The organism is Roseateles sp. P1_C6 (assembly GCF_056406315.1).
This window is the reverse complement of record NZ_JBFUAK010000002.1, coordinates 224,952-244,423: the sequence shown is the minus strand read 5'-3', so window position 1 is coordinate 244,423 and position 19,472 is coordinate 224,952. Positions and strand designations below refer to the sequence as shown.

Here is a 19,472-nt window from a genome sequence, read left to right as displayed (position 1 = left end):
CGATGTCCGCTGGCGTCGTGTCGGCAGGCCCCGACCTGCTCACGGCGGCAGCGGCCACGCTGGTGCTCGTCGCCATTGCCGGCGCGCTGTACACGCACCGCTTCGGCCTGTCGCACCTGCTGGTCTTCCTGATCGTCGGCATGCTGGCCGGCGTGGACGGACCGCTGGGCCTGCCCTTCGACAACCACGCGTTCGCCGTGCATGTTGGCAACCTGGCGCTGGCGCTGATCCTGTTCGACGGCGGCCTGCGCACGCGCTGGGCGCTGGTGCGCGAAGGCATGCTGCCGGCCAGCCTGCTGGCCACCGCCGGCGTGGCCGCCACCGCCTGCGGCGTGGCGCTGATTGCCAACCTGGCGCTGGACGTGCCCTGGGCCCAGGGCCTGCTGCTGGGCGCGGCGGTGTCGTCCACGGACGCGTCGGCCGTGTTCGCGCAGTTCAGCGCCAGCCGGCTGCGGCTGGAGGAAAGACTGTCGGCAACGATCGAGGTCGAGTCGGCCATGAACGATCCGATGGCCATGGTGCTGACGCTGGGCCTGATCGCCTGGATGACGTCGCGCGGCGACGACGGCGCGGCCTCAGGCCTGGCGGTGCTGATGCCGCTGCTGGGTCAGCAGTTGGGCCTCGGTCTGGTGATCGGCGTGGCCGGCGGGCTGCTGATCGCGGCCTGGGTGCGGCGCCTGCCCTTCGCCGACGACCACGACGGCCTGGCCGCGCTGCTGATGGCCGCCGTAGGGCTGCTGCTGTTTGCCGCCACCAACCGCTGCGGTGGCTCGGGCTTTCTGGCCGTCTACATAGCCGGCCTGCTGGTGCGCCACCGCGCCGAGCAGGTGGCCGTGCAGAGCCTGCCGGGCCTGAACGGCTACACCTGGCTGGCCCAGGCCGCCCTCTTCCTGCTGCTGGGCCTGCTGGTCACGCCGCATGAGGTCTGGCAGTTGGCCGGGCCAGGCCTGGTCGTGGCCGCGGGGCTGATGCTGCTGGCGCGGCCGCTGGGTGTCGTGCTGTGCCTGGCACCGCTGGGGTTCGGCTGGCGCGAGCAGTGCTTCGTGGCCTGGTCGGGCCTGCGCGGCGGCGTTCCCATCGTGCTGGCCGCCTATCCGGTGCTGGCCGGCATTCCGGGCGCGTGGCGGCTGTTCGACGTGGCCTTCCTCGTCGTGCTGCTGTCGCTGCTGATCCAGGGCCCGACGCTGGCGCCACTGGCGCGCGCTCTGAAGCTGAACCGCGACGACGGAACTTGAGTGCCGCCGCTCAGGCGGCGTCGAACACCGGGATGAGGTGCGGCCGGCCGGCGACCAGCGTCACGACGCGACGCGGCAGCCACAGCAACGGCGTCGTGCCGCTGCGCGTGGCGCGCGCCACGGCGGCGCGGGCGGCGTCCAGCAGCGCGGCCAGGCGCGGCCGCTCGCCGCAGCACTTGGAGCGCGGGATGACGAGCGCGAGGTCAAGGCTGCGCGGGCCGCTGGCGTCGAGCGCCTCGACTTCCAGGCGGGCATTGACGACCAGGGTCAGCGGCGTGCGCAGGCTCACGTCGAGGTCGGCATCGACGACATCGTCGGGCGCCACGGGCAAGGGCTGCAGCGGCGGCATGAAGGGCGGTGGGTTCTGGGACATGGGGCGCAATGCTGCGAGGCTGGGGCCGCGGCCGCCGTCGGGCGGGCCGCAGCGCGGGCGTAGGACAAAGCCGCTTCGGTCAGACGCGCGCGGCGAGCGCGGGTCGCACGCGCACCGTCGGGGCGGCGAACAGGCGGCCGATGAGGGTGCGGGCAAAGAAGTAGTCGTTGCGCAGCTTCTCGCCCAGCGCATCCAGGCCGACCCGCCCGTGCGGGTCGCACGGGATGTCCAGTCCGGCGTCGCCGGCCGTCAGCGGCTCGAAATGCAGCAGGTGGACCGCCTGTGGCCCTTGTTCACGCGGCGTGCCGCCGGGCATGTCCACATGGGGCGTCGGGGTGGTTGATCGTTGTGACATCAGCTGGGACATCGTGACCTCCTCGGTAGCAATGACAGCGTGAAGTCACTGTGCGCCGAGCGGGCCTGCACGCTTGTAGGCCCTGGCGTGCAGCGGCGGTGCGCAGCGGCGCGTGCGCCTGTAGGAGTGCACCGGCAGCGGGCACGCCGGCCGCCCCGTCTTTCAGGCGGCAGGGTGCAGCGGCACGCTGATCTCGAACCAGAAGCGGCTGCCCTGCTCGGGACGACTCTCGAGGCGGATCTCGCCGCCCATCATGCGCACCAGTTGCCGGCTGATGGCCAGGCCCAGGCCCGTGCCACCCACGCGCTGCTCGGCATTGCCCGCCTGCTCGAAAGGCTCGAACAGCCGCTCGACCTGGTCCGCGGCGATACCCACGCCGGTGTCGTGCACCTCGAAGCGCAGCAGCACCTGGCCTGGCAGCTCGTCGGCCGAGGGCACGGCCTGGGCGCGCAGCGTCACGCCGCCGGCGTGCGTGAACTTCACCGCATTGCCCAGCAGGTTGAGCAGGATCTGGCTCAGCCGTTTCTCGTCGGCCAGCACCACGGCCGGCAGCTGCGGGTGCAGATCGAGCTCGAGCTCGATCTGCTTGTCCGCGGCCATGACCCGCACGATGTCGACCAGCGCGTGCAGGCGCGCGCCCAGCTCGACGGGGCCCAGGCGCAGCTCGGCCTTGCCGGCCTCGATGCGCGACAGGTCGAGGATGTCGACGATCAGCGTCAGCAGGTGCTGGCCGCTGCTGTGGATGATGTCCAGGCCGTTGCGCTGCTTGGGCGTCAGGCTGGCGTCCATCTTCAGAATCTGCGCATAGCCCATGACGGCGTTCAACGGCGTGCGCAGTTCGTGGCTCATGCGCGCCAGGAACTGGCTCTTCGCGCGGCTCGCGATCTCGGCGCGCTCCTTGGCATCGCTCAACTCCAGCGTGCGCTCGCGCACCAGGTCCTCCAGATGGTCCCGGTGGGCGCCCAGCTCGGCCTCACGCTCCTGCAGCGAGGCGATCATGCGGTTGAAGGTGTCGGCCATGGCGGCGATGTCACGCGGGCCGCCCGCCGGCGCGCGTGCGTCGCTCTCACCACGCTCGACCCGCTCCATCGCGTCGGACAAGGCGGCCAGCGGCCGCGTCAGGCGCAGCGCCAGGAAGCGCACGGCGAACAGGAACAGCGTCGCGAACAGCAGCGCCACGCCGAAGTTCGCGATGAACAGCGAGGTCTGCGTGCGATGCAGCGTGGCCTTGCTCAGGATGACGCGCACATGGCCCAGCAGCTGGGCCGGACGCAGCGTGACCTCGAAAGGCGAAGGCTCCGGGCGCGTCCAGACCGGCGCGGCGAAGGCCCAGCTGTCCTCGGTCTCCTGGTCCAGCCAGGGTTCGCTGGCCGCCCGGGTCGGTGGGACCGGTGCCCGGGCCGCAGGCAGCCCGTCCCGCGCCGACCCCAGCGCCGACAACAGGCGGCCGTTGGCGTCACGGATCTCTATGCCCATGACGTCGGGGAAGGCCAGCGACGCGCGGACGGCTTCGTCGGCGTTGTCCGCCGCCGCGTAGAGCAGCGCCAGCGAGCTGTTGGACGCCAGGTTGGCCGCCACGCGCCCGCCCTGGTCCATCAGCATGGCGCGGACCTGCAGCCCGCCCTGCCAGGCGTTGACAGCGGCCACCAGCAGCGCCAGGCACAGCGCGCCCAGCGTGACGGCCACGCTCAGATGACGGCGGAACGAGGCCTCGCGCAGCCAGCGCGCGTAGACGCGAAGCAGCCATGGCCGCTGCGCTGCCGTCGCCGTGGCTGTGCCCACACCCTCATCCCGCAGGGTGCTGGCCGGCTGGCTGTCGAGGGGATGTGATGGCGACAAACGCTTGCCTCAGTTGGAGGGGTAGACGAGATCGAAGCCGGCCTGCGCGACGGCCACATCGATGCCCAGGTGCGCGGCGGTGCGGATGTTGATGGCGGCGAGCGCCTGGCGCAACGGCAACACGCCGGCCGCCACGCCTTTGGGGCTGGCGACCAGGCGCTGTGCCGAGGCGGCCAGCGTACGCCCCAGTTCGCGGTTGTCCGGGTAAAGCGAGAACAGCGCGCCGCGCTTCACATGCGCCAGGTGGCTGGAGAACACGGTGATGTTGCGGTTCCAGCCTTCCCTCAGCACGAGAGCGAGCACGGTGTTGTCGTCCACCGTCGTCGGGTCCTGGGGCAGCCACAGCGCGTCGCGGGCCGGGTCGGCGGACGCCAGCAGCTGCGAGTAGGCGCGCAAGGCCTCGGCCTGGTCGGCCGCCTCCTGGGCCAGCAGTTCCAGCCCCTCGGCGCGCGCAGCGTCGCGCGCCAGCCGCACCAGCCAGGCGTTCAACTTGGGGTCGTAGACCAGGTGCACACGGCGCGTCGCGGGCCGCAGGCGCTTCAGCCGCGCGAGCAGCAGTGCGGGGTCGGGGGCCAGCGTGTGGATGGGGAAGGCTTTGGCCTCGGACTCCTGCACCGACACCACACAGCCCACCATCACGGGCAACTCGCCGGCAAGGGCGGCGGCGATGCGCATGCCGCCGCGGCCGAGGCCGATCAGCGCCTGCACGTCGCGCTTGCGGATGTCCTCGGCCACCTGCGCCGGCACGGCGTTGCTGGGGACGGCGAAGCTGGCCACCGGCCCGCCCAGCCTGTCCTCGATACCTTCGATGATGGTCGTGAACACCTGCCGGAAGGGTTCGCCCAGCTCCGGGTAGACCACGGCCAGCGAGCGCCCGAGATCGGCCGCTGCGCTTGCGCCGGCGGACAGCGCAAAGGCACCGCCTAGCGCCTGTCGCAACAAGGCGCGGCGCGTGGCTTGGGCGGCGGGTTCAATCAAGTGGAGGGGACTGCGTAGCGAAGCCAGGTCGGGTGGGCGGCATTATGCAAAGGGGACGGATGCGTTCCTGGCTCGGCAGAGGTTCAAAAGCGGTACATGGCCTGCACATAGCCGGCGCGTGGCGCCACCGGCAGGTCGTTGACGATGCCGCCATTGGCCAGGCTGGGCTCGCGCGCATCGGCGTTGAACAGGTTGCGCAGCATCAGCGAGAGTTCCCAGTCCGAGCCACCCAGCTTGAACCGCGCCGACAGGTCCAGCGTCGTGTAGTCCTTGATCGCCGGGCGTGCATCGCCGCTGGGTCGGCGTCGCCCGGCGACATGGTTGACCTGGCCGCTGAGCGTGGCACCGCGCACGATGGCCCAGTCAGCCTGCAGGTAGCCGCGATGGTGGGGCGCATAGCCGGCATCCAGCCGCGTGGCCTCGTCCACGGAGCGCTGGAAGGCGTAGTTGCCCGACACGCGCAGGTTGCGCGAGGCGTCCCAGATGACCTCGAGCTCGGCGCCGTGGCCGTCCTGGCCGCCGCGGTTCTGGATCAGGTTGGCGGGCGGGGCCGCGGGGTTGGGCGCGCCGCGGATGATGTCGCGCATCGCATAGCGGAACAGGCTCAGGTTCAGCTGCAGGCTGTCGGCCGGCGTCCAGGCCAGCGCGGCCTCGGTGGTGCGGATCTTCTCCGGCTTGATGGCGGGGTTGCCGCCCAGCACCGGGTTGTTGATGCTGTACTGCTCGTTGAAGGACGGCGCCCGGAAAGCCTGGCCGTACAGCAGCTTGGCGGTCAGGTCGTAGGCCGCGCTCCACACCAGGGCCAGGCGCGGGTTGGTCGTCGAGCCGAAGTCGGAGTAGTGGTCGCGGCGCACGCCGGCGGTCAGGATCCAGTCCGGATGGAAGCGCCACTCGTCCTGGGCGTAGACATAGTCCACCCGGCGCCGCTGCGGCAGCATGAACTTCAACGCCGTGTTGGAGAAGTCGGTCACGTCGGCGAACGAGCCGGTGCCGATGCGGCTGTAGTTGGGGTTGAAGTTCTTGTACTCGGTGGTCTTGTACAGGTCCAGGTCGTCATAGCCCAGACCCAGCCGCAGCGCGTGGCCGCTGAAGCCCGAATAGGTGGCAAAGCCCGACAGCCGCAGCTGCCGCTCCCATTTGTTCGGCCCGCCGATCAGGCCGTCGGTGAAGACATTGCCCGGCCCCAGTGCCGTGCCCGCGGGCAGCAGCACGTAGTTGGTGCTGGCGGTCTCGGCATAGTGCAGCACGCTGGCCTGCAGGCCGGCGCCCCAGTCCGGCGTGAGCTTGGGCTCGGTCCAGGACAGGTCGGCATGCGTGCGTTCGCTGCGGCTCTTGCCGGTCGCGTCCAGCGCCGAGGCCACGCCCGCACCGGTGCCGACGTTGCTGCGCAGCTTGTAGCCCACGTGGGCGCGCCAGGCGCCCTGGCTGACTTCCAGGTTGCCGTCCACCGCGTCATGGCCGAGGTTCAACGGCCCCGGTGCGCGGGTCACCGCCGCCTGGGCCGCGTCTTTCTCGACGATGTCGCGCGCGCCATCGGTGCTGCCCACGCGCAGATAGGCCGAGACGTCCAGGCCGCCGAGCTTGCCACCGTGCATGACCCAGGCGTCGCGGCTGCCAAAGGAACCGCCCCTCAGGCCAACGCGGGTGCCTGGCGTGTCGGCGGCCGACTTGGTGATGATGTTGATGACGCCGGCATAGGCATCGGCGCCGTACAGCGCCGAGCCGGGGCCGCGGATGACCTCGATGCGCGCGATGTGCTCGACCGGATACCCGGCCCAGACGTTGCCCTTGTTGCCGACGAAGGAGGTCGTCATCGGCACGCCGTTCTGCAGCAGCAGCACCTGGGCCGTGAACTGGCTGTAGATGCCGCGGAAGATGTACAGCGGCATGTACTGGTTGGCCGCGCGCCCCACGTGCAGGCCCGCCACCGACTCCAGCACCTCGTCCAGGTCCACGGCGCCCATGGCCTGGATGGCCTCGGCCGTGATGACGCTGGCCACTGCCGGTGCCTGGCGCAGAGGTTGGCGACTGCCGGCGGCAATGCTCACCGAACGCTGGTCGCCATAGGCCAGCGCCAACTCGTCTTCATCGGTCTGCGCCGTCGCCAGGCCCGGCCCGATCGCGAACGCGGCGACCAGACCCACAAGACCTGCAGAACCACGTGGCATGCCGCACCTGCTGAAGGGGTTTCGGGGCCGCGATTATGAGACGCGCACCGCGCCCCTTTCGGACCAACTGCGGGGTGCATGCCCCTCATAAACCACATTCACGCAAGGCATGGGCATCAGGGTGCCCTCGGGTTTTTCCGCAGCCTCGACGATGCAGGGCGGCATGCCGGCCAGCGTCTTCAGGATGTTGTAGAGCTGGTACTGCCTGGCCGTGAACCCGAGGTCGGCCGCCAGCGCGGCCGTGAGGCCGGCGAAGTTCAGTTTCAGGAAGGGCTTGCGGCGCAGCAGCGCCTGCTCCACGTCGAAGGCCAGGCGGTAGTGCCGGCCTTGATCCAGGCCCTCGCGCTCGACCAGGCGCATCAGCGGCGGCAGGCGCTCGTCGGTCGCATGGATGGGTCGGCCGAAACCCAGGATGCGCCGGTTCGCCAGCAGCTCGGCGGCGACGATGGCCTCGGCCGGCGCACCCTCGCGCAGCTGCTCCCCGGCACGCAGGAAGAAGTCGATGGCCTGCAGGCCCGGCCCGCCGCCAAACACGCCGGCTTCGGTCGACGCGATGGCGGCCGACAAGCCCAGCACCGAGGCGCTGCGTGCGTTGGCCGCCAGCGCCGCGACGCGGTTGTTCCACAGCCGCGTGTCGGGGTAGCTGGTCAGCGTCCAGATGCCTTCCAGCACGCGCAACTCGTTGGCCGCGAAGCGCCGCCCCGTGATGCCGAAGACATACAGGCCCATCCAGCCCATGCCTTGCAGGTCGCGGTGCAGGTCTTGCCCGCGGAACACCGCCCGCGTGCCCGGCCAGCAGGCGCCCACCCGGGTGTGCAGCACGTCGGCGTGCTGGCTCAGCAGATCGGGCCCGGTCATGCGGCCACCGCCTGGTCCGCCGGGTCGTCCTGCAATTGCACGGGCGGGAACGGGAAGCGCTTGTAGCCCAGCGCCCGCTGCTCCAGCGCATGGACGGCGGCACCAGGCAGGCGCAGCAGCAGGTAGAGCATCTCGCCCTGCTCTGGGCTGAAACCCAGGTCGGCCAGCGCCGCCGCGGCGACGCTGGTCATGGCCAGCGGCAGTCCAGCGGCGGCTTCCAGCGCCGCGCGATGTTCGGCCAGCCAGCGCAGGCGCTGCGCCTGCGGGTTGGCGGACAGCCGCGCCAGCGTTTGCAGCACGATGCCGGCCGGGCGCCGGCCGTGCGGGTCGAAGCCTGCCGCGCGTTCGCTCGATGGCCAGATGTCCAGGCGCTGCGAGCCGCCGTCGGCGAGCCGCACCTGCCAGGCAGCCAGGTCGGTGCCGCAGGCAGCCCAGCCGGCCATCGCGTCGAACACGTCGCGTGCGCCACCGTAGCGGCCAGCCCCCACGGACAGCGCCGCCATCAGCGCCGCCGCCGCGGGCGCGCCGCCCGTGCTGCTGGCCATCGCCGCCTGCACGGCCGCGTCACGCGGGCCGGCGTTGGCCAGCGCCACGGCCAGCAGCTCCAGCAGCTCGGTCTGCTCGGGCCACGGCGCTTCGCCGCAGAACATCAGGAAGAGCATCTCGGTCCAACGCACCTGGCCCAGCATGTCGCCGTAGACGTCGTAGCCGTGGCAATGGGCGGCACGCGTCGCGAAGGCGTTGTCGGGCTCGGGCTCCTCGTGCCAGATGCGCGTCTGCAGCTGGTTCATCGCGCCGTGCCCAGCGTCTTCATGCGCACATTCATGGGCGGCACCTCCTCGCCGTCGATGCGCACGTCCAGCAGCGTCGGGCCCCGGCGCGACAGCAGCGCGCCGAAGTCCAGCGCGTCCAGGTCGTGCGGGGAGCGGATCACATACCCGGGGATGCCCATGGCCGCGGCCATCGCGGCGAAGTCCACCTTGGGCAGCTGAAAGCCGATGGGCTCGGCACCGGCCAGGCGCTGGCCGTGCTTGACCATGCCCAGCGCCCCGTCGTTGAGCACGACGTACAGCACCGACAAGCCCAGCTCGGCGGCCACCGTGATCTCCTGGCCGTTCATCAGATAGCTGCCATCGCCCGTCAGGCAGACGACGGGGCAGCGGCGGTTGGCCAGCGCGATGCCCACGGCCGAGCCGATGGCCCAGCCCATGGGCGCGAAGTCCATCGTCACGCGCAGCCAGCTGGAGCTGCGCAGGCGCCTCTCCTTGCCGGACGGCAGGTAGGCGCCACCGGGCATGCGGCTGCGCTTGTCGTGGGGCGCCAGGTAGTGCACCGCCCATGCGGCGCTGTTGCCGGCGTCGGCAACGAAGCGCGTCTGCGGCGGGCAGCGCTCGCCCAAGGTGGCCAGCAGCCGCTGCGGCTTCACCGGCGCGCTGTCGCTGTGCAGAGCCTGCGGGCTGTCGACCATGGCCTCGTAGGCCTGGCGCGCCACCTGCGGATGCATGAAGGGCAGCACAGCTGCGTCCTGGCCGCCATTGGATGGGGCCAGCAGCGTCAGCAGCTGCTCGCACACCGAGCGGATGTGGCCGCGCACGTGCAGCCGCGCCATCGGCGAGCGCATCAGGTTCTCGTCACTGTCGTCCACGTGCACGAGGCGGCTGTTCAGCAGCGCGGTGGACCAGCCACCACTGTTGAACTCGCCAAAGCCCGTGCCCAGCGCGATGACCAGGTCGGGTTCGCTGGACAGCAGTTCGGCCGCGCTGGCGTGGCCGCCGAAGCCGAACACCCCTTGATACCGCGGATGACGGGGGTTGATGAAGCCCTTGCCGTCGGGCGTGGTGATGAAGGTGCCGTCGGTGCGCTGCACCAGCTGCATCAAGTCGTTGGCGGCCTCGCCGCAGCCGTCGCCGATCAGCCAGACGGGTTGCCTGGCCGAGAACAGCAGCCGTGCCAGCTGACGCACGGCAGGCAGGTCGACGAGGGCAGGCGCACGGCGCAGCAGGCCGGCAAAGTCGGGCGTCTCCATGTCGGCCGGCAGCGGCTCGCGCAGGATATCCACCGGGATGGACAGGTGGCTGGGGCCGCTGGGTGCGCGCTGCGCCTGCATCAGCGCGTTGAACAGCTTGGTGGGCAGTTGCTCGGCGTGCGAGACCAGCGAGTTGTAGCGCGTGCAGGGGCGGAACATCGCCATCGTGTTGATGCCGGTGCAGCTGGACTCCTGCAGCGCGCCCTTGCCGAAGTTCTTGATCGGTGGCTGGCCGGTGATGACCAACATCGGCACGTTGTTGTCGTAGGCGCAGGCCACGCCGGTGATCAGGTTGGTGGCGCCGGGGCCGGACGTGGCGATGCACACGCCCAGCTTGCCGGTCTCGCGGGCATAGCCGTCGGCCATGTAGGCGGCGCCCTGCTCGTTGCGGGCCACGACGGCCTGCGGACCGCCACGCCGGCCACTGCGGGCCAGGGCGTTGTACAGCGGCTCGATGGCGCCGCCGGGCACGCCGAACACGTATTCGACGCCCAGCGCCGCCAGCGCATCGACCAGCAGGTCGGCCGCATCACGCGCTGCGGGTTCGCACGTCGGTTCGGGTGCCAGGGCAAGAACAGTATTGGATTCCACGGTGCAGCAGGCAATAGGACGCCGAGCGAAGGCATGGGCATTGCGCTGCTGGAGCGCCTTGCATCTGCTGTCCGCACGACATCGGGAACTGAATGAGCCCACCACGGTGGACTCCCGAACGGCCGTGGACGTTGTGTTCCGACGGCCTAGCTCCCCCTGCGTGCGCTTCGGGCCCCTCCCAGGGCCCCGCTACATCTCTACCTGCGCATGAATACGTTTTCGCAACCACGCAATGGCCGCAACTGTATCCATTTGCAACAACTCCGCATCCCCGCGAATGCGGGCAAACGCTCAGGGGAGGGTCAGGGCTTGATCCGCGCTCCCGTCAGCTGCGCGACAGCTGCCAGTGTTGTCTGCGCCGCGTTCAGGCCGAGCAGGAAATCCTTGTCCGAGTAGGTCGCGTACAGGTCCGTCGGCTGGTGCCAATGCGGGTTCCAGCCCGCGCCGATCTGCATGCCGCGCTCGTTCTCGCGCACCGAGATGGCCGGCACGACGTCCATGAACGGCGTCGAGTCGGTGTTGGTCATGCGGTTGCCGACCGCCGCGGGGTAGTCGGTCGCGTACTTCTCGTTGGCGGCGCGCATCGTCCAGGCCAGCTTGGCCGCGCCGTCCGCCTGCTTGGCGTTGACCTGGAACTCGATGTTCACGTCGGCCTCGGCGCGCTGCTCCCTGGGCGCTGTGTAGACCGGCTGGCCGCGCGCGTCGAGCACCGGCTTGCCGGCGGCGTCCAGCTTGGGGATGGGCATGCCGTGGTCGAACAGCAGCATGTCGTGCTGGATGACGCCCAACCAGGTCGGCTCCGGATACTTCCCCGAGCCCTTGGGCGACTCGATGCCCTGCAGCGCCTGGCGCTGGGCCACATAGGCGTAGGCACCGTTCAGGCCGGTCTCCTCGTTGTTCCAGAGGATGAAGCGGATGGAGCGCTCGGTCGTCACACCCGGCGCGCTGAAGATGCGCGCCAGCTCCATCACCAGCGCGGTGCCCGAGCCGTCGTCGTTGGCCGCCTCGCCAAAGCCGATGCCGTCCATGTGGGCCGACACGATGTACATCTCGTCCGGCCGGGTGGCGCCCACCTTCGTGCAATAGACGCTCTCGCGCGGCGACGTGCCCACCGGTGTCTGCTCGGTGTTCAGCGCGCGCAGCTTCTCGTCGGGCTGGGCCATGGGGTCGGTGTTCACACCGATGGGGGCGCGCTTGCCGAACAGCGTGCCACCGCCTTGCGCGGCCGGGCCGCCGGCCCGCACTGGCTGCAGCTGCACCGGCCCGCGCTTGGCCGGCTCGGTGAAGTCGTAGCGCAGCCGCTCGGTGTTCGTGCAGCCGTAGCTCTTCAGCTGCGCCTCGATCCAGTCCAGCGCCGCCCGGTTGCGCGCCGTGCCCTGGCGCCGGTCGCCAAACTGCGTCAGGCCTTTGATGGTGGCCTTGTACTTGCCCAGCTCCAACTGGTTGACGAGCGGGGCGACCGGGTCGGCCGCATCGACGGGCGCAAGCTGGGCAAAGGCAGTCAGGCAGGTAGCGGCCAGCGCGGCGGCGACGAAAGCGTTCTTGGAAGCCATGATGGGAAGGGTGGAGTCGGGTGCCGCGATCCTAGTCAATGACCAGCGTCGCCGAGAGCAACAGGGCCGACTCGTCGCGGTCATCCGGGTCGGTCACCAGCAGCAGCTGCAGCGTGCCGTTCTCCACGATGACGGCGATGCCCTCGGCCTTGCAGCGCAAGGACAGTGGCCACACGCCAAGCAGGCGCCCGTCCGCGGCCACGACACCCACGGCCGACCCTCGGCAGGGGCCATCCAGATAGCTGTCATCCGTGGCCTCCGCCGCCGCGCAGAACACCCAGCCCCCGTGCGGCAGCGCCGCGCCATCGGTGAAGCACAGCGGCACGCCGTCGATGTCGCCCAGTTCGTACTGACTGCCCGACACCGGTTCGGGCGCCGGCCCCGCGCCGTCCAGCCAGGCGTGGATCGCCTGCCAGTCGTAACTGATCAGCACATTGACCGGGGTGGCCTGGTTGCCCCGCTGCAGCAGGCAGAAATGGCCGTCCGCGACAAAGGCGCCTTCGATGTTCAGCTGCTCGTGCCGGGCGTGCAGCGGCTCGTACAAGGGCGAGAGGTCGATGTCGCGGGGAGAGCCGTGCAGCTCACCTGCCTCGTCATCGAACGCCAGCAGCACCGCACGCTGGCGCTGCGGCCGCGACCCGGAACCCATGGCCAGCAGCGCGCCCTGGGGGCAGCCCGGCCAGGGCGGCAGGTGGGCCAGGGCCTCCAGATCCGGCTTGGCGGCCTTGCGGGCCTTGGGCTTGTGGGGCAGTTCGCCGTCGAAGAGCCGATGCAGCTGGCCGGGGTGCTCGCCCGCGAGGTCAAACACGGCCAGCGTGTGCTCGTCATCGGCCACGACAAACAGCCGCCGCCCCACCTGAACCAAGCCGCTGGCGGCGCTGACGTGGCCCAGCGCGGCATCTGTTCCGACGGACAGGGTTCGGGCGACTTGGACTTCCAGCATGGCAAAGCTCACGGCATGTGTGCGGCGGATGCTAGCGGCGCTGGGAGCGCGGGCGCGGCGCTAGGCTGGGGAGGTGAAGCAAGGTGAGGCGGCTGCTAAACAACCCGATCCTTCGATACTACGGTGCCAATGAAAGCGAGCCGCGCGCCGTCTATTGCAAGGAGCCCAGTACTACGTGAGCCTGAAAGCGAAGCTCTGATGACCGACGGCAACGGATCGTGTGTCGTTCCTTGGGCACGCGAATCGACCGAGGTCCAGTTCCTGGACATCGGCCATGCCGCAGCGCTGTGCTCGGTCACGCGCTCGCATGAAGACGGGTTCACGCAGCGACTCGTCGCCCTCCTCCAACCGGCCATCACCGTGCGCCAGTTCATCGTGTATTTCAACGATGACGATGCCCCAGTCGGCTTCGTGGCCTGGGCCCTTCTCACCGATGCCGTCTTGTCGACCTGCCAGCGCGACCCGAGTTACCTACTTCATTGGCGCGAGTGGAACGAAGGCAGCCTGCGACGCATCGTGATTCCGTAGCCCCTTACGGCGATGTGCAGCTGATCATCATGGACCCCGGATCTTCACTAAGGAAAGAATGCTATGTACTACCCACTTCGGCTCGCGGCTCTATTCGGAGTTCTGACCGGTTCATGGACGCCAAGCTTCGCCGACGCGGTCTCACTCGAACCGTTGTGCACGCAATGTGGAAACTCTGTCAAATGGGCGAGCGTCGTCGCGATGAGCGTCGACGGGACCCATGTTGTTGCCAATGGCGAAGACCTGCTGAGCCGGACCGCCCCATGCCACCGCCCCCGGCAGTGCTCGACGGCGTTCGCACTCAAGCAGGGTGACGCAATTCCGATGCCGTCGATCAACGGCTTCGCCGAAGGCGTCGCGATGGCCGTGGCCAACGATGGCACGGCTGTCGGATACGCGTATGACGCCGCAACCTTCCAACCGCTGTTCTTACCGGTCGTCTGGCCGGGCGGTGCAGCCGCGAAACGGTTGGCGACGCTCGCCCATGTCGAGCAGACGCAGGCGGTCGGCATCGATTCGTCCAGCCGAATCATCGGCATTGGCCAGATCCCGGCGGTGAACCACACCATGTCCCGGTCAGTCGCCATGGTGTGGTGTTCACACGACTCCACGCCCAAATTGCTGCCGAGCCTGGTCGCCGCAACAGATCCGAGCATCAACAGCGGCGTGACCGCGGCGCATGCCATCACGGATGATGGCTACATCGTCGGTGCTGTGGGCATGTCCGACGGTTTTCATCCAGCTTACTGGCGCATTGACGCACGCTGCGATGTCTCGATGCCGACGCTGCTGTCTAATTCGCGCGGCGTAGCCCTTGCGCGCATCGCCCCCGGACAGTTCGTCGGTCAAATCTATCGCGGCGCGACGTCGCTGGCCGCCAGCTGGGACGCGGGAGCACAAATCACACTGGAAGTGCCTTCGCCGTCGATGATGACTCTCAACGCAGGCGACGCCGACACCCTCTATGGCTTCGTTACCGATCCCGACAAATCCGTCAGCCGGATCTACGCGCGCGACCGACGCAGCAACAGCGACGTCAAGCTGCCAGGAAACGTTGCCGACAGCTTGAGGTTCGTGACCAGCGTGGACCCCAGCGGCACAGCGGTGGGCATGGGGGTTGTGGACGGCCGCCTTCAACCCGTCAAACTGCACCGGCCTGCCGCTAGCAAGGCCGCCCAATGACCAGCCCGCAAATCACGCTGCTCATCTCGACATGCAACCGGCCCGCGCTGCTGGCCAGGGCGCTGGGCAGCGTGGCCGGGCAGACCACACCACCGCAGGAAGTGATCGTCCTTGATGACGGCGACCGGCAGGATGGCCGCACCGCAGACGTGGAACCAACGCCACCTGCAGCAACGCCGACAGCGCCACCGCGCTCTACAGCCAGCGGCTGACGAACAAGTTGCGAGAAGCGCTGGCCGTCTTCGATCGCGCGTTGACGCAGTTGATGAACAGCTGCGCCAGCACCAGCACCAGCACCGTGAAGTCCGCCGTGCGCGCGGTTGCGAGGTCGCCTTCCCCTTCAATCAGGCCGCCGGGCAGGTCGAGATGAATCGTCGCCAGCGTGGCGATCGCCATCGCCAGGCCCGTCCAGACCACGCCTCATCGCAGAGGCGCGTCTAAAAGGCGCGCTCACCCGGCCGGCGTGGCGGGCGCTGCGCGTCCCGTCAGCTTCAGCACATAGCGATAGACGTCGCGATCTGAGCCTGCTTCGTCCAGCGTGAAGCCGCCTTGCGTTGCCAGCTCGCGCATGGCCGTGTTCTCGCGCAGCACCACGGCGACCAGGCGCTGTGTGCCGTGGCCGCGCAGGTAGGCCACCATCTTGTCCAGCAGGCGCTGGCCCAGGCCCTGCCCTTGCACCTCGGCCGCAAGGATGATGGCGAACTCGGCCTCGATGTTGTCGGGGTCGGCCACGGCGCGCACCACGCCCAGCGTGCGCTGCGCGCCATCGGGCTGCGCTTCCAGCACGACGAAGGCCATCTCGCGGTCGTAGTCGATCTGCACCAGCCGGGCCAGCTCGCTGCGCGGCAGCTCGCGGCGCATGCTGAAAAAGCGCAAGCGGATGTCCTCGGGCGCTAGCTGCGCGGCGAAGGCGAGGTGCCGCGCCTCGTCCTCGGGCCGGATCGGCCGCACCAGCAGCTGCCGGCCCTGCCAGGCCCAGGTCTCGGCGAGTTCAGCCGGATAAGGCTGGATGGCAAAGCGCGACGTGCCGGCACTGGCCGCCGGGGTGACACGCAGGCGGGCGTCCAGCGCGATGACGCCGTCGCCGTCGGCCAGCAGCGGGTTGATGTCCAGCTCGGCCAGCTCCGGCAGGTCGGCCAGCATCTGCGAGACGGTCACCAGCACGTCGCAGATGGCGTCCATACGCGCGGGTGCATGGTCGCGGTAGCCGGCGAGCAGCCGGGCGATGCGCGTACCGGCCACCAGCTCGCGCGCCAGCACGCGGTTCAGCGGCGGCAGGCCGATGGCGCGGTCGGCCATCACCTCCACCGCCGTGCCGCCCTGGCCGAACAGGATGATCGGGCCGAACACCGCGTCCACGCTGGCGCCGACGATCAGCTCCTGCGCATGCGGCCGGCTCACCATGGCCTGCACCGTGAAGCCCGTGATGCGTGCTGACGGTTTGACCGAGCGGACGCGTGCCAGCATCTGCCGGGCGGCCAGCCGCACGGCCGCGTCGTCGGTCAGGCCCAGCACGACGCCGCCCACATCCGACTTGTGGCTGATGTCGGGCGACAGGATCTTCAGCGCGACGGGGTAGCCGATGGCGCCTGCGGCGGTGACCGCTTCGTCGGCCGAGGGGCCGACCGCGACCGTCGGCACGACCGGGATGCCATAGGCCTGCAGCACCGTCTTGGCCTCCAGCTCGTCGAGCATGTCGCGGCCGTCAGCCAGCGCGGCCTCGACGACGGCGCGAGCCGCCGCCCGGTCGGCCGGCCCGGCCTCGCTGGCAGTGGGCGCCTCGGTGAGCAGCGCCTGGTTGCTGGCGTAGCGGGCCAGCATGGAGAAAGCGCGCACGGCTTCCTCGGGTGTGTCGTAGGTGGCCACGCCCGCGCCCTCGAAGATGCGCCGCGCCTCGGCCACGCCGGCGTCGCCCAGCCAGCTACTCACCAGCCGGCCCGCCGCCTCGCGGGCCAACGGGGCGCAGGCCCGCGCGATGTCCTCGCTGCGCACGATGGCCGTCGGCGCATGCATGAACAGCACCGTGCCGGTGTCGGGGTCGGCTAGCAGCGCGCGCAGCGTCGCGGTGTAGCGCTCGACGGGGGCGTCGCCAATGATGTCGACGGGGTTGCCGCGAGACCAGGTGGGCGGCAGCACCGCGTCCAGCTTGCCGCGCAGCGCCTCGCTCAGCGGCGGCAGCTCCACGCCGGCCAGCGCCGCTGCATCGGCCGCCATGACGCCCGCGCCGCCGCCGTTGGTCATCAGCGTCAGGCCGCGCCGCGGACTGCCGCGAAAGTGCGCCAGCGTCTCGGCCGCCATGAACAGGTCTTGCAGCGTGTCGACGCGCAATATGCCGGCGCGGCGAATGGCCGCGTCGATGACCACGTCCGACCCGGCGAGCGCACCGGTGTGCGAGGCCGCAGCCTGCAAGCCATTGCCGGCGCGCCCGGCCTTCACGACGATGACCGGCTTGTTGCGCGCCGCCGCGCGCGCCGCCGACATGAACTTGCGCGGCGACTCGATGGACTCCATGTAGAGCAGGATGGCGCGGGTGTGCGGGTCGCTGGCGAAATGGTCCAGCAGGTCGCCGAAGTCCACGTCGGCCCGCTCGCCCAGCGACACCATGTGGGAGAAGCCGATGCGGCGCGAGCGCGCCCAGTCGAGCACCGCCGTGACCAGCGCGCCCGACTGCGACACGAAGGCGATGTCGCCGGGCAAGGCATCGACGTGGGCAAAGCTGGCGTTCAGGCCGATGCGCGGCGACAGCAGGCCCAGGCAGTTGGGGCCGAGCAGGCGCAGCAGGTGGGGTCGGGCAGCGTCGAGTGCGGCCTGCTTCTGAGCAGCGCTGAGGCCGGCGGTCATGACGATGGCGGCGCGCGTGCCGAGCTGACCCAGCTCGGCGATGAGGCCGGGCACCGTATCGGGCGGCGTGCACAGCACGGCCAGGTCGGGCGCCTCGGTGAGGTCGCCGACGCGGGCCGCCAGCGCCACGCCGTCAAGCTCGGCGTGTTTGGGGTTGACGCCGAACACGCGGCCCGCGAACGAGCCGGCGCGCAGGTTGCGCCAGACGGTCGCGCCGACGCTGCCGGGACGGTTGGAGGCGCCGACCACCACGACCGAGCGCGGTGAGAGAAGCTGGTCGAGGTGGCGGATGCTCATGGGGATCAGGGCGTGATCGCCACTTTCAGCACGCCGTCGCGCTGATGGCCGAACAGCTCGTAGGCGGCCTCGATGTCGTCGAGCTTGAAGCGGTGGGTCACCATCGCCTCCAGGTTGACGCGCCGCGCGGCGATGACGGACATCAGCCGGCGCATGCGCTCCTTGCCGCCGGGACAGAGCGTGGTGACGATCTTGTGGTCGCCCAGGCCTGCTGCAAAGGCGCCGAGCGGAATGGTCAGGTCGGTGGAATAGACGCCCAGGCTGGACAGCGTGCCGCCCGGCCGCAGCACGCGCAGGCAGGCCTCGAAGGTCTGCTGCGTGCCCAGCGCCTCGATGGCAACGTCCACACCGCGGCCGCCGGTGAGCCGCATGATGGTCTCGATGGGGTCGACCTTGCTGGCGTCGATGACGTGGTCGGCGCCCATCTGCGTGGCGATGGCCAGGCGGTTGGCGAGCCGGTCGACGCCGATCACCATCGAAGCACCGCTGAGCTTGGCGCCGGCCGTGGCGCACAGGCCGATGGGGCCTTGCGCAAACACCGCCACCGTGTCGCCGATGCGCACGCCCGCGCTCTCGGCACCGCTGAAGCCGGTGGACATGATGTCGGGGCACATCAGCACCTGCTCGTCGGTGAGCGAGTCGGGCACCGGCGCCAGGTTGGCCATGGCGTCGGGCACCAGCACGTACTCGGCCTGGCAGCCGTCGATGGTGTTGCCGAACTTCCAGCCGCCCATGGCCTTCCAGCCATGCGCCGTGCCGGCGCCGTCCTGCGAGCCGCAGCCGCACAGGCAGGCGGTGCTCCAGCCGCTGGGCGTGATGGCGCCGGCGATGACGCGCTGGCCCTCGCGGTAGCCGCGCACGCCGGAGCCGAGCTTCTCGATGATGCCGACGGGCTCATGGCCGATGGTCAGGCCGCGCTCGACCGGGTACTCGCCCTTGAGAATGTGGATGTCGGTGCCGCAGATGGTCGTCGTGGTGACGCGGATCAGCGCGTCCTGCGGGCCGACATCGGGGATGCGCTTGTCGTCGAGCACGATGCGACCGGGCTCGACGAAGACGGCGGCTTTCATCATGGCCATGGGAAATCCTCCAAAAGGCGCTACGCGCCTGGAAGGGTTCCATGACGTCAGACCATCCTGAACCCAGGCATGCCGGGCGTCGAGGCTGGGAGCGCCGTTGCAGGGTAGGACGCCAGGCCTGCGGCCGGTTTGCGCCAGATCAGGCGAGGCCTGCTTTCTCCAGCCAGAACATCTTGTCCAGCGAGCCGGGCACGTTGCGGAAGGCCACGTTCATGCGGTTCCAGCCGTTGATGGCGGCAACGCGCCAGGTCAGTTCGGACAGTTCCTCGGGCGGGAAATGCTTGCTGACTTCGGCGTAGGCGGCGTCGGAGACGCCCTCGGGCGCGATGCGCGTCAGCGCCTCCGTCCAGGCCAGGGCCGCGCGCTCCTTGGGTGTGAACAGCGGCGACTCGCGCCAGATGGCCACGTGGTGCAGGCGCAGCTCGCGCTCGCCGTGCATCTTGGCCTGCTTGACGTGCATGTCCAGGCAGAACGCGCAGCCGTTGAGCTGGGAGGCACGGATGTCCACCAGCACGGCCAGCGTCTTGTCCATGCGGAAGGCCATGCCGAAGTCCATGTACTTCTTGGACAGGTCGGCGGACTGACGGAAGTAGTCGAGGCGGAGGGCGTGCGTGCTCATGGCGATG

At 69.9% G+C, this 19,472-nt stretch carries 18 protein-coding genes; 4 read left to right on the top strand and 14 right to left on the bottom strand.

Annotated features, from left to right (window positions below; translation table 11 throughout):
* Positions 1–2: 2 nt before the first annotated feature.
* Positions 3–1,235, top strand: a complete 1,233-nt coding sequence (locus AC1D29_RS04110) for a potassium/proton antiporter (protein ID WP_477894624.1) — start codon at positions 3–5, stop codon at positions 1,233–1,235.
* A gap of 10 nt (positions 1,236–1,245) precedes the next feature.
* Here the strand turns inward: AC1D29_RS04110 and AC1D29_RS04105 are convergent, their stop codons facing one another.
* The 10 genes from AC1D29_RS04105 to AC1D29_RS04060 all read right to left on the bottom strand — a co-directional run bounded on the left by AC1D29_RS04105 (position 1,246) and on the right by AC1D29_RS04060 (position 12,919).
* Positions 1,246–1,608 (bottom strand): hypothetical protein, encoded by a 363-nt coding sequence (locus AC1D29_RS04105; RefSeq protein WP_477894623.1) that lies wholly within the window; start codon positions 1,606–1,608, stop codon positions 1,246–1,248.
* Positions 1,609–1,687: 79 nt separating this feature from the next.
* Positions 1,688–1,975: a hypothetical protein gene (locus AC1D29_RS04100; protein WP_477894622.1), complete on the bottom strand. Its 288-nt coding sequence runs from the start codon at positions 1,973–1,975 to the stop codon at positions 1,688–1,690.
* A gap of 150 nt (positions 1,976–2,125) precedes the next feature.
* Positions 2,126–3,745 (bottom strand): ATP-binding protein, encoded by a 1,620-nt coding sequence (locus AC1D29_RS04095; protein ID WP_477894621.1) that lies wholly within the window; start codon positions 3,743–3,745, stop codon positions 2,126–2,128.
* Positions 3,746–3,811: 66 nt separating this feature from the next.
* Positions 3,812–4,780, bottom strand: a complete 969-nt coding sequence (locus AC1D29_RS04090; protein ID WP_477894620.1) for an ABC transporter substrate binding protein — start codon at positions 4,778–4,780, stop codon at positions 3,812–3,814.
* An 83-nt stretch (positions 4,781–4,863) separates the two neighbouring features.
* Entirely contained in the window at positions 4,864–6,948 is a 2,085-nt protein-coding gene (locus AC1D29_RS04085; RefSeq protein ID WP_477894619.1) for a TonB-dependent receptor plug domain-containing protein, read from the bottom strand.
* 33 nt (positions 6,949–6,981) lie between these two features.
* Positions 6,982–7,806 carry a citrate synthase family protein gene (locus AC1D29_RS04080; RefSeq protein WP_477894618.1) on the bottom strand — a complete coding sequence of 275 codons (825 nt, stop codon included), beginning with the start codon at positions 7,804–7,806 and terminating at the stop codon, positions 6,982–6,984.
* A complete protein-coding gene (locus tag AC1D29_RS04075) occupies positions 7,803–8,597 on the bottom strand; it encodes a citrate synthase family protein (protein WP_477894617.1) in 795 nt (264 codons plus the stop codon). The genes AC1D29_RS04080 and AC1D29_RS04075 overlap by 4 nt, the downstream gene beginning before the upstream one ends.
* Entirely contained in the window at positions 8,594–10,423 is a 1,830-nt protein-coding gene (locus AC1D29_RS04070; RefSeq protein WP_477894616.1) for a thiamine pyrophosphate-binding protein, read from the bottom strand. The genes AC1D29_RS04075 and AC1D29_RS04070 overlap by 4 nt, the downstream gene beginning before the upstream one ends.
* A 302-nt stretch (positions 10,424–10,725) precedes the next feature.
* Complete coding sequence (locus AC1D29_RS04065; protein ID WP_477894615.1) at positions 10,726–11,976, bottom strand: M28 family peptidase; 1,251 nt, start codon at positions 11,974–11,976, stop codon at positions 10,726–10,728.
* A gap of 31 nt (positions 11,977–12,007) precedes the next feature.
* The gene (locus AC1D29_RS04060; protein WP_477894614.1) at positions 12,008–12,919 is read right to left on the bottom strand and encodes a DUF6929 family protein; all 912 of its coding nucleotides are present in this window, start codon (positions 12,917–12,919) and stop codon (positions 12,008–12,010) included.
* Positions 12,920–13,117: 198 nt separating this feature from the next.
* Here AC1D29_RS04060 and AC1D29_RS04055 point away from each other — a divergent pair, with 198 nt between their 5' ends.
* The 3 genes from AC1D29_RS04055 (at position 13,118) to AC1D29_RS04045 (ending at position 14,841) form a co-directional block, all read left to right on the top strand.
* Entirely contained in the window at positions 13,118–13,447 is a 330-nt protein-coding gene (locus tag AC1D29_RS04055; protein WP_477894613.1) for a toxin-activating lysine-acyltransferase, read from the top strand.
* Between the two features lie 63 nt (positions 13,448–13,510).
* Positions 13,511–14,629, top strand: coding sequence for a hypothetical protein (locus AC1D29_RS04050; RefSeq protein WP_477894612.1), 1,119 nt, complete (start codon positions 13,511–13,513; stop codon positions 14,627–14,629).
* The gene (locus tag AC1D29_RS04045; protein WP_477894611.1) at positions 14,626–14,841 is read left to right on the top strand and encodes a glycosyltransferase; all 216 of its coding nucleotides are present in this window, start codon (positions 14,626–14,628) and stop codon (positions 14,839–14,841) included. Before AC1D29_RS04050 ends, AC1D29_RS04045 begins: the two co-directional genes overlap by 4 nt.
* Here the strand turns inward: AC1D29_RS04045 and AC1D29_RS04040 are convergent.
* From AC1D29_RS04040 to AC1D29_RS04025, 4 genes are all read right to left on the bottom strand, one after another.
* Complete coding sequence (locus tag AC1D29_RS04040; protein WP_477894610.1) at positions 14,825–15,025, bottom strand: hypothetical protein; 201 nt, start codon at positions 15,023–15,025, stop codon at positions 14,825–14,827. The two genes, AC1D29_RS04045 and AC1D29_RS04040, sit on opposite strands and share 17 nt — an antisense overlap.
* 54 nt (positions 15,026–15,079) lie before the next feature.
* Entirely contained in the window at positions 15,080–17,767 is a 2,688-nt protein-coding gene (locus AC1D29_RS04035) for a bifunctional acetate--CoA ligase family protein/GNAT family N-acetyltransferase (RefSeq protein ID WP_477894609.1), read from the bottom strand.
* Between the two features lie 5 nt (positions 17,768–17,772).
* The gene (locus AC1D29_RS04030; protein WP_477894608.1) at positions 17,773–18,846 is read right to left on the bottom strand and encodes an NAD(P)-dependent alcohol dehydrogenase; all 1,074 of its coding nucleotides are present in this window, start codon (positions 18,844–18,846) and stop codon (positions 17,773–17,775) included.
* Positions 18,847–18,985: 139 nt separating this feature from the next.
* The gene (locus AC1D29_RS04025; RefSeq protein ID WP_477894607.1) at positions 18,986–19,465 is read right to left on the bottom strand and encodes a carboxymuconolactone decarboxylase family protein; all 480 of its coding nucleotides are present in this window, start codon (positions 19,463–19,465) and stop codon (positions 18,986–18,988) included.
* Positions 19,466–19,472 lie beyond the last annotated feature (7 nt).

Coding starts and splice junctions, on each gene's coding strand:
- AC1D29_RS04060 (WP_477894614.1), bottom strand. CDS start 12,919: ATGCTGGAAGTCCAAGTCGCCCGAACCCTGTCCGTCGGAACAGATGCC.
- AC1D29_RS04085 (WP_477894619.1), bottom strand. CDS start 6,948: ATGCCACGTGGTTCTGCAGGTCTTGTGGGTCTGGTCGCCGCGTTCGCG.
- AC1D29_RS04105 (WP_477894623.1), bottom strand. CDS start 1,608: ATGTCCCAGAACCCACCGCCCTTCATGCCGCCGCTGCAGCCCTTGCCC.
- AC1D29_RS04040 (WP_477894610.1), bottom strand. CDS start 15,025: ATGGCGATCGCCACGCTGGCGACGATTCATCTCGACCTGCCCGGCGGC.
- AC1D29_RS04030 (WP_477894608.1), bottom strand. CDS start 18,846: ATGGCCATGATGAAAGCCGCCGTCTTCGTCGAGCCCGGTCGCATCGTG.
- AC1D29_RS04065 (WP_477894615.1), bottom strand. CDS start 11,976: ATGGCTTCCAAGAACGCTTTCGTCGCCGCCGCGCTGGCCGCTACCTGC.
- AC1D29_RS04035 (WP_477894609.1), bottom strand. CDS start 17,767: ATGAGCATCCGCCACCTCGACCAGCTTCTCTCACCGCGCTCGGTCGTG.
- AC1D29_RS04080 (WP_477894618.1), bottom strand. CDS start 7,806: ATGACCGGGCCCGATCTGCTGAGCCAGCACGCCGACGTGCTGCACACC.
- AC1D29_RS04050 (WP_477894612.1), top strand. CDS start 13,511: ATGTACTACCCACTTCGGCTCGCGGCTCTATTCGGAGTTCTGACCGGT.
- AC1D29_RS04045 (WP_477894611.1), top strand. CDS start 14,626: ATGACCAGCCCGCAAATCACGCTGCTCATCTCGACATGCAACCGGCCC.
- AC1D29_RS04075 (WP_477894617.1), bottom strand. CDS start 8,597: ATGAACCAGCTGCAGACGCGCATCTGGCACGAGGAGCCCGAGCCCGAC.
- AC1D29_RS04025 (WP_477894607.1), bottom strand. CDS start 19,465: ATGAGCACGCACGCCCTCCGCCTCGACTACTTCCGTCAGTCCGCCGAC.
- AC1D29_RS04055 (WP_477894613.1), top strand. CDS start 13,118: ATGACCGACGGCAACGGATCGTGTGTCGTTCCTTGGGCACGCGAATCG.
- AC1D29_RS04100 (WP_477894622.1), bottom strand. CDS start 1,975: ATGTCCCAGCTGATGTCACAACGATCAACCACCCCGACGCCCCATGTG.
- AC1D29_RS04110 (WP_477894624.1), top strand. CDS start 3: ATGTCCGCTGGCGTCGTGTCGGCAGGCCCCGACCTGCTCACGGCGGCA.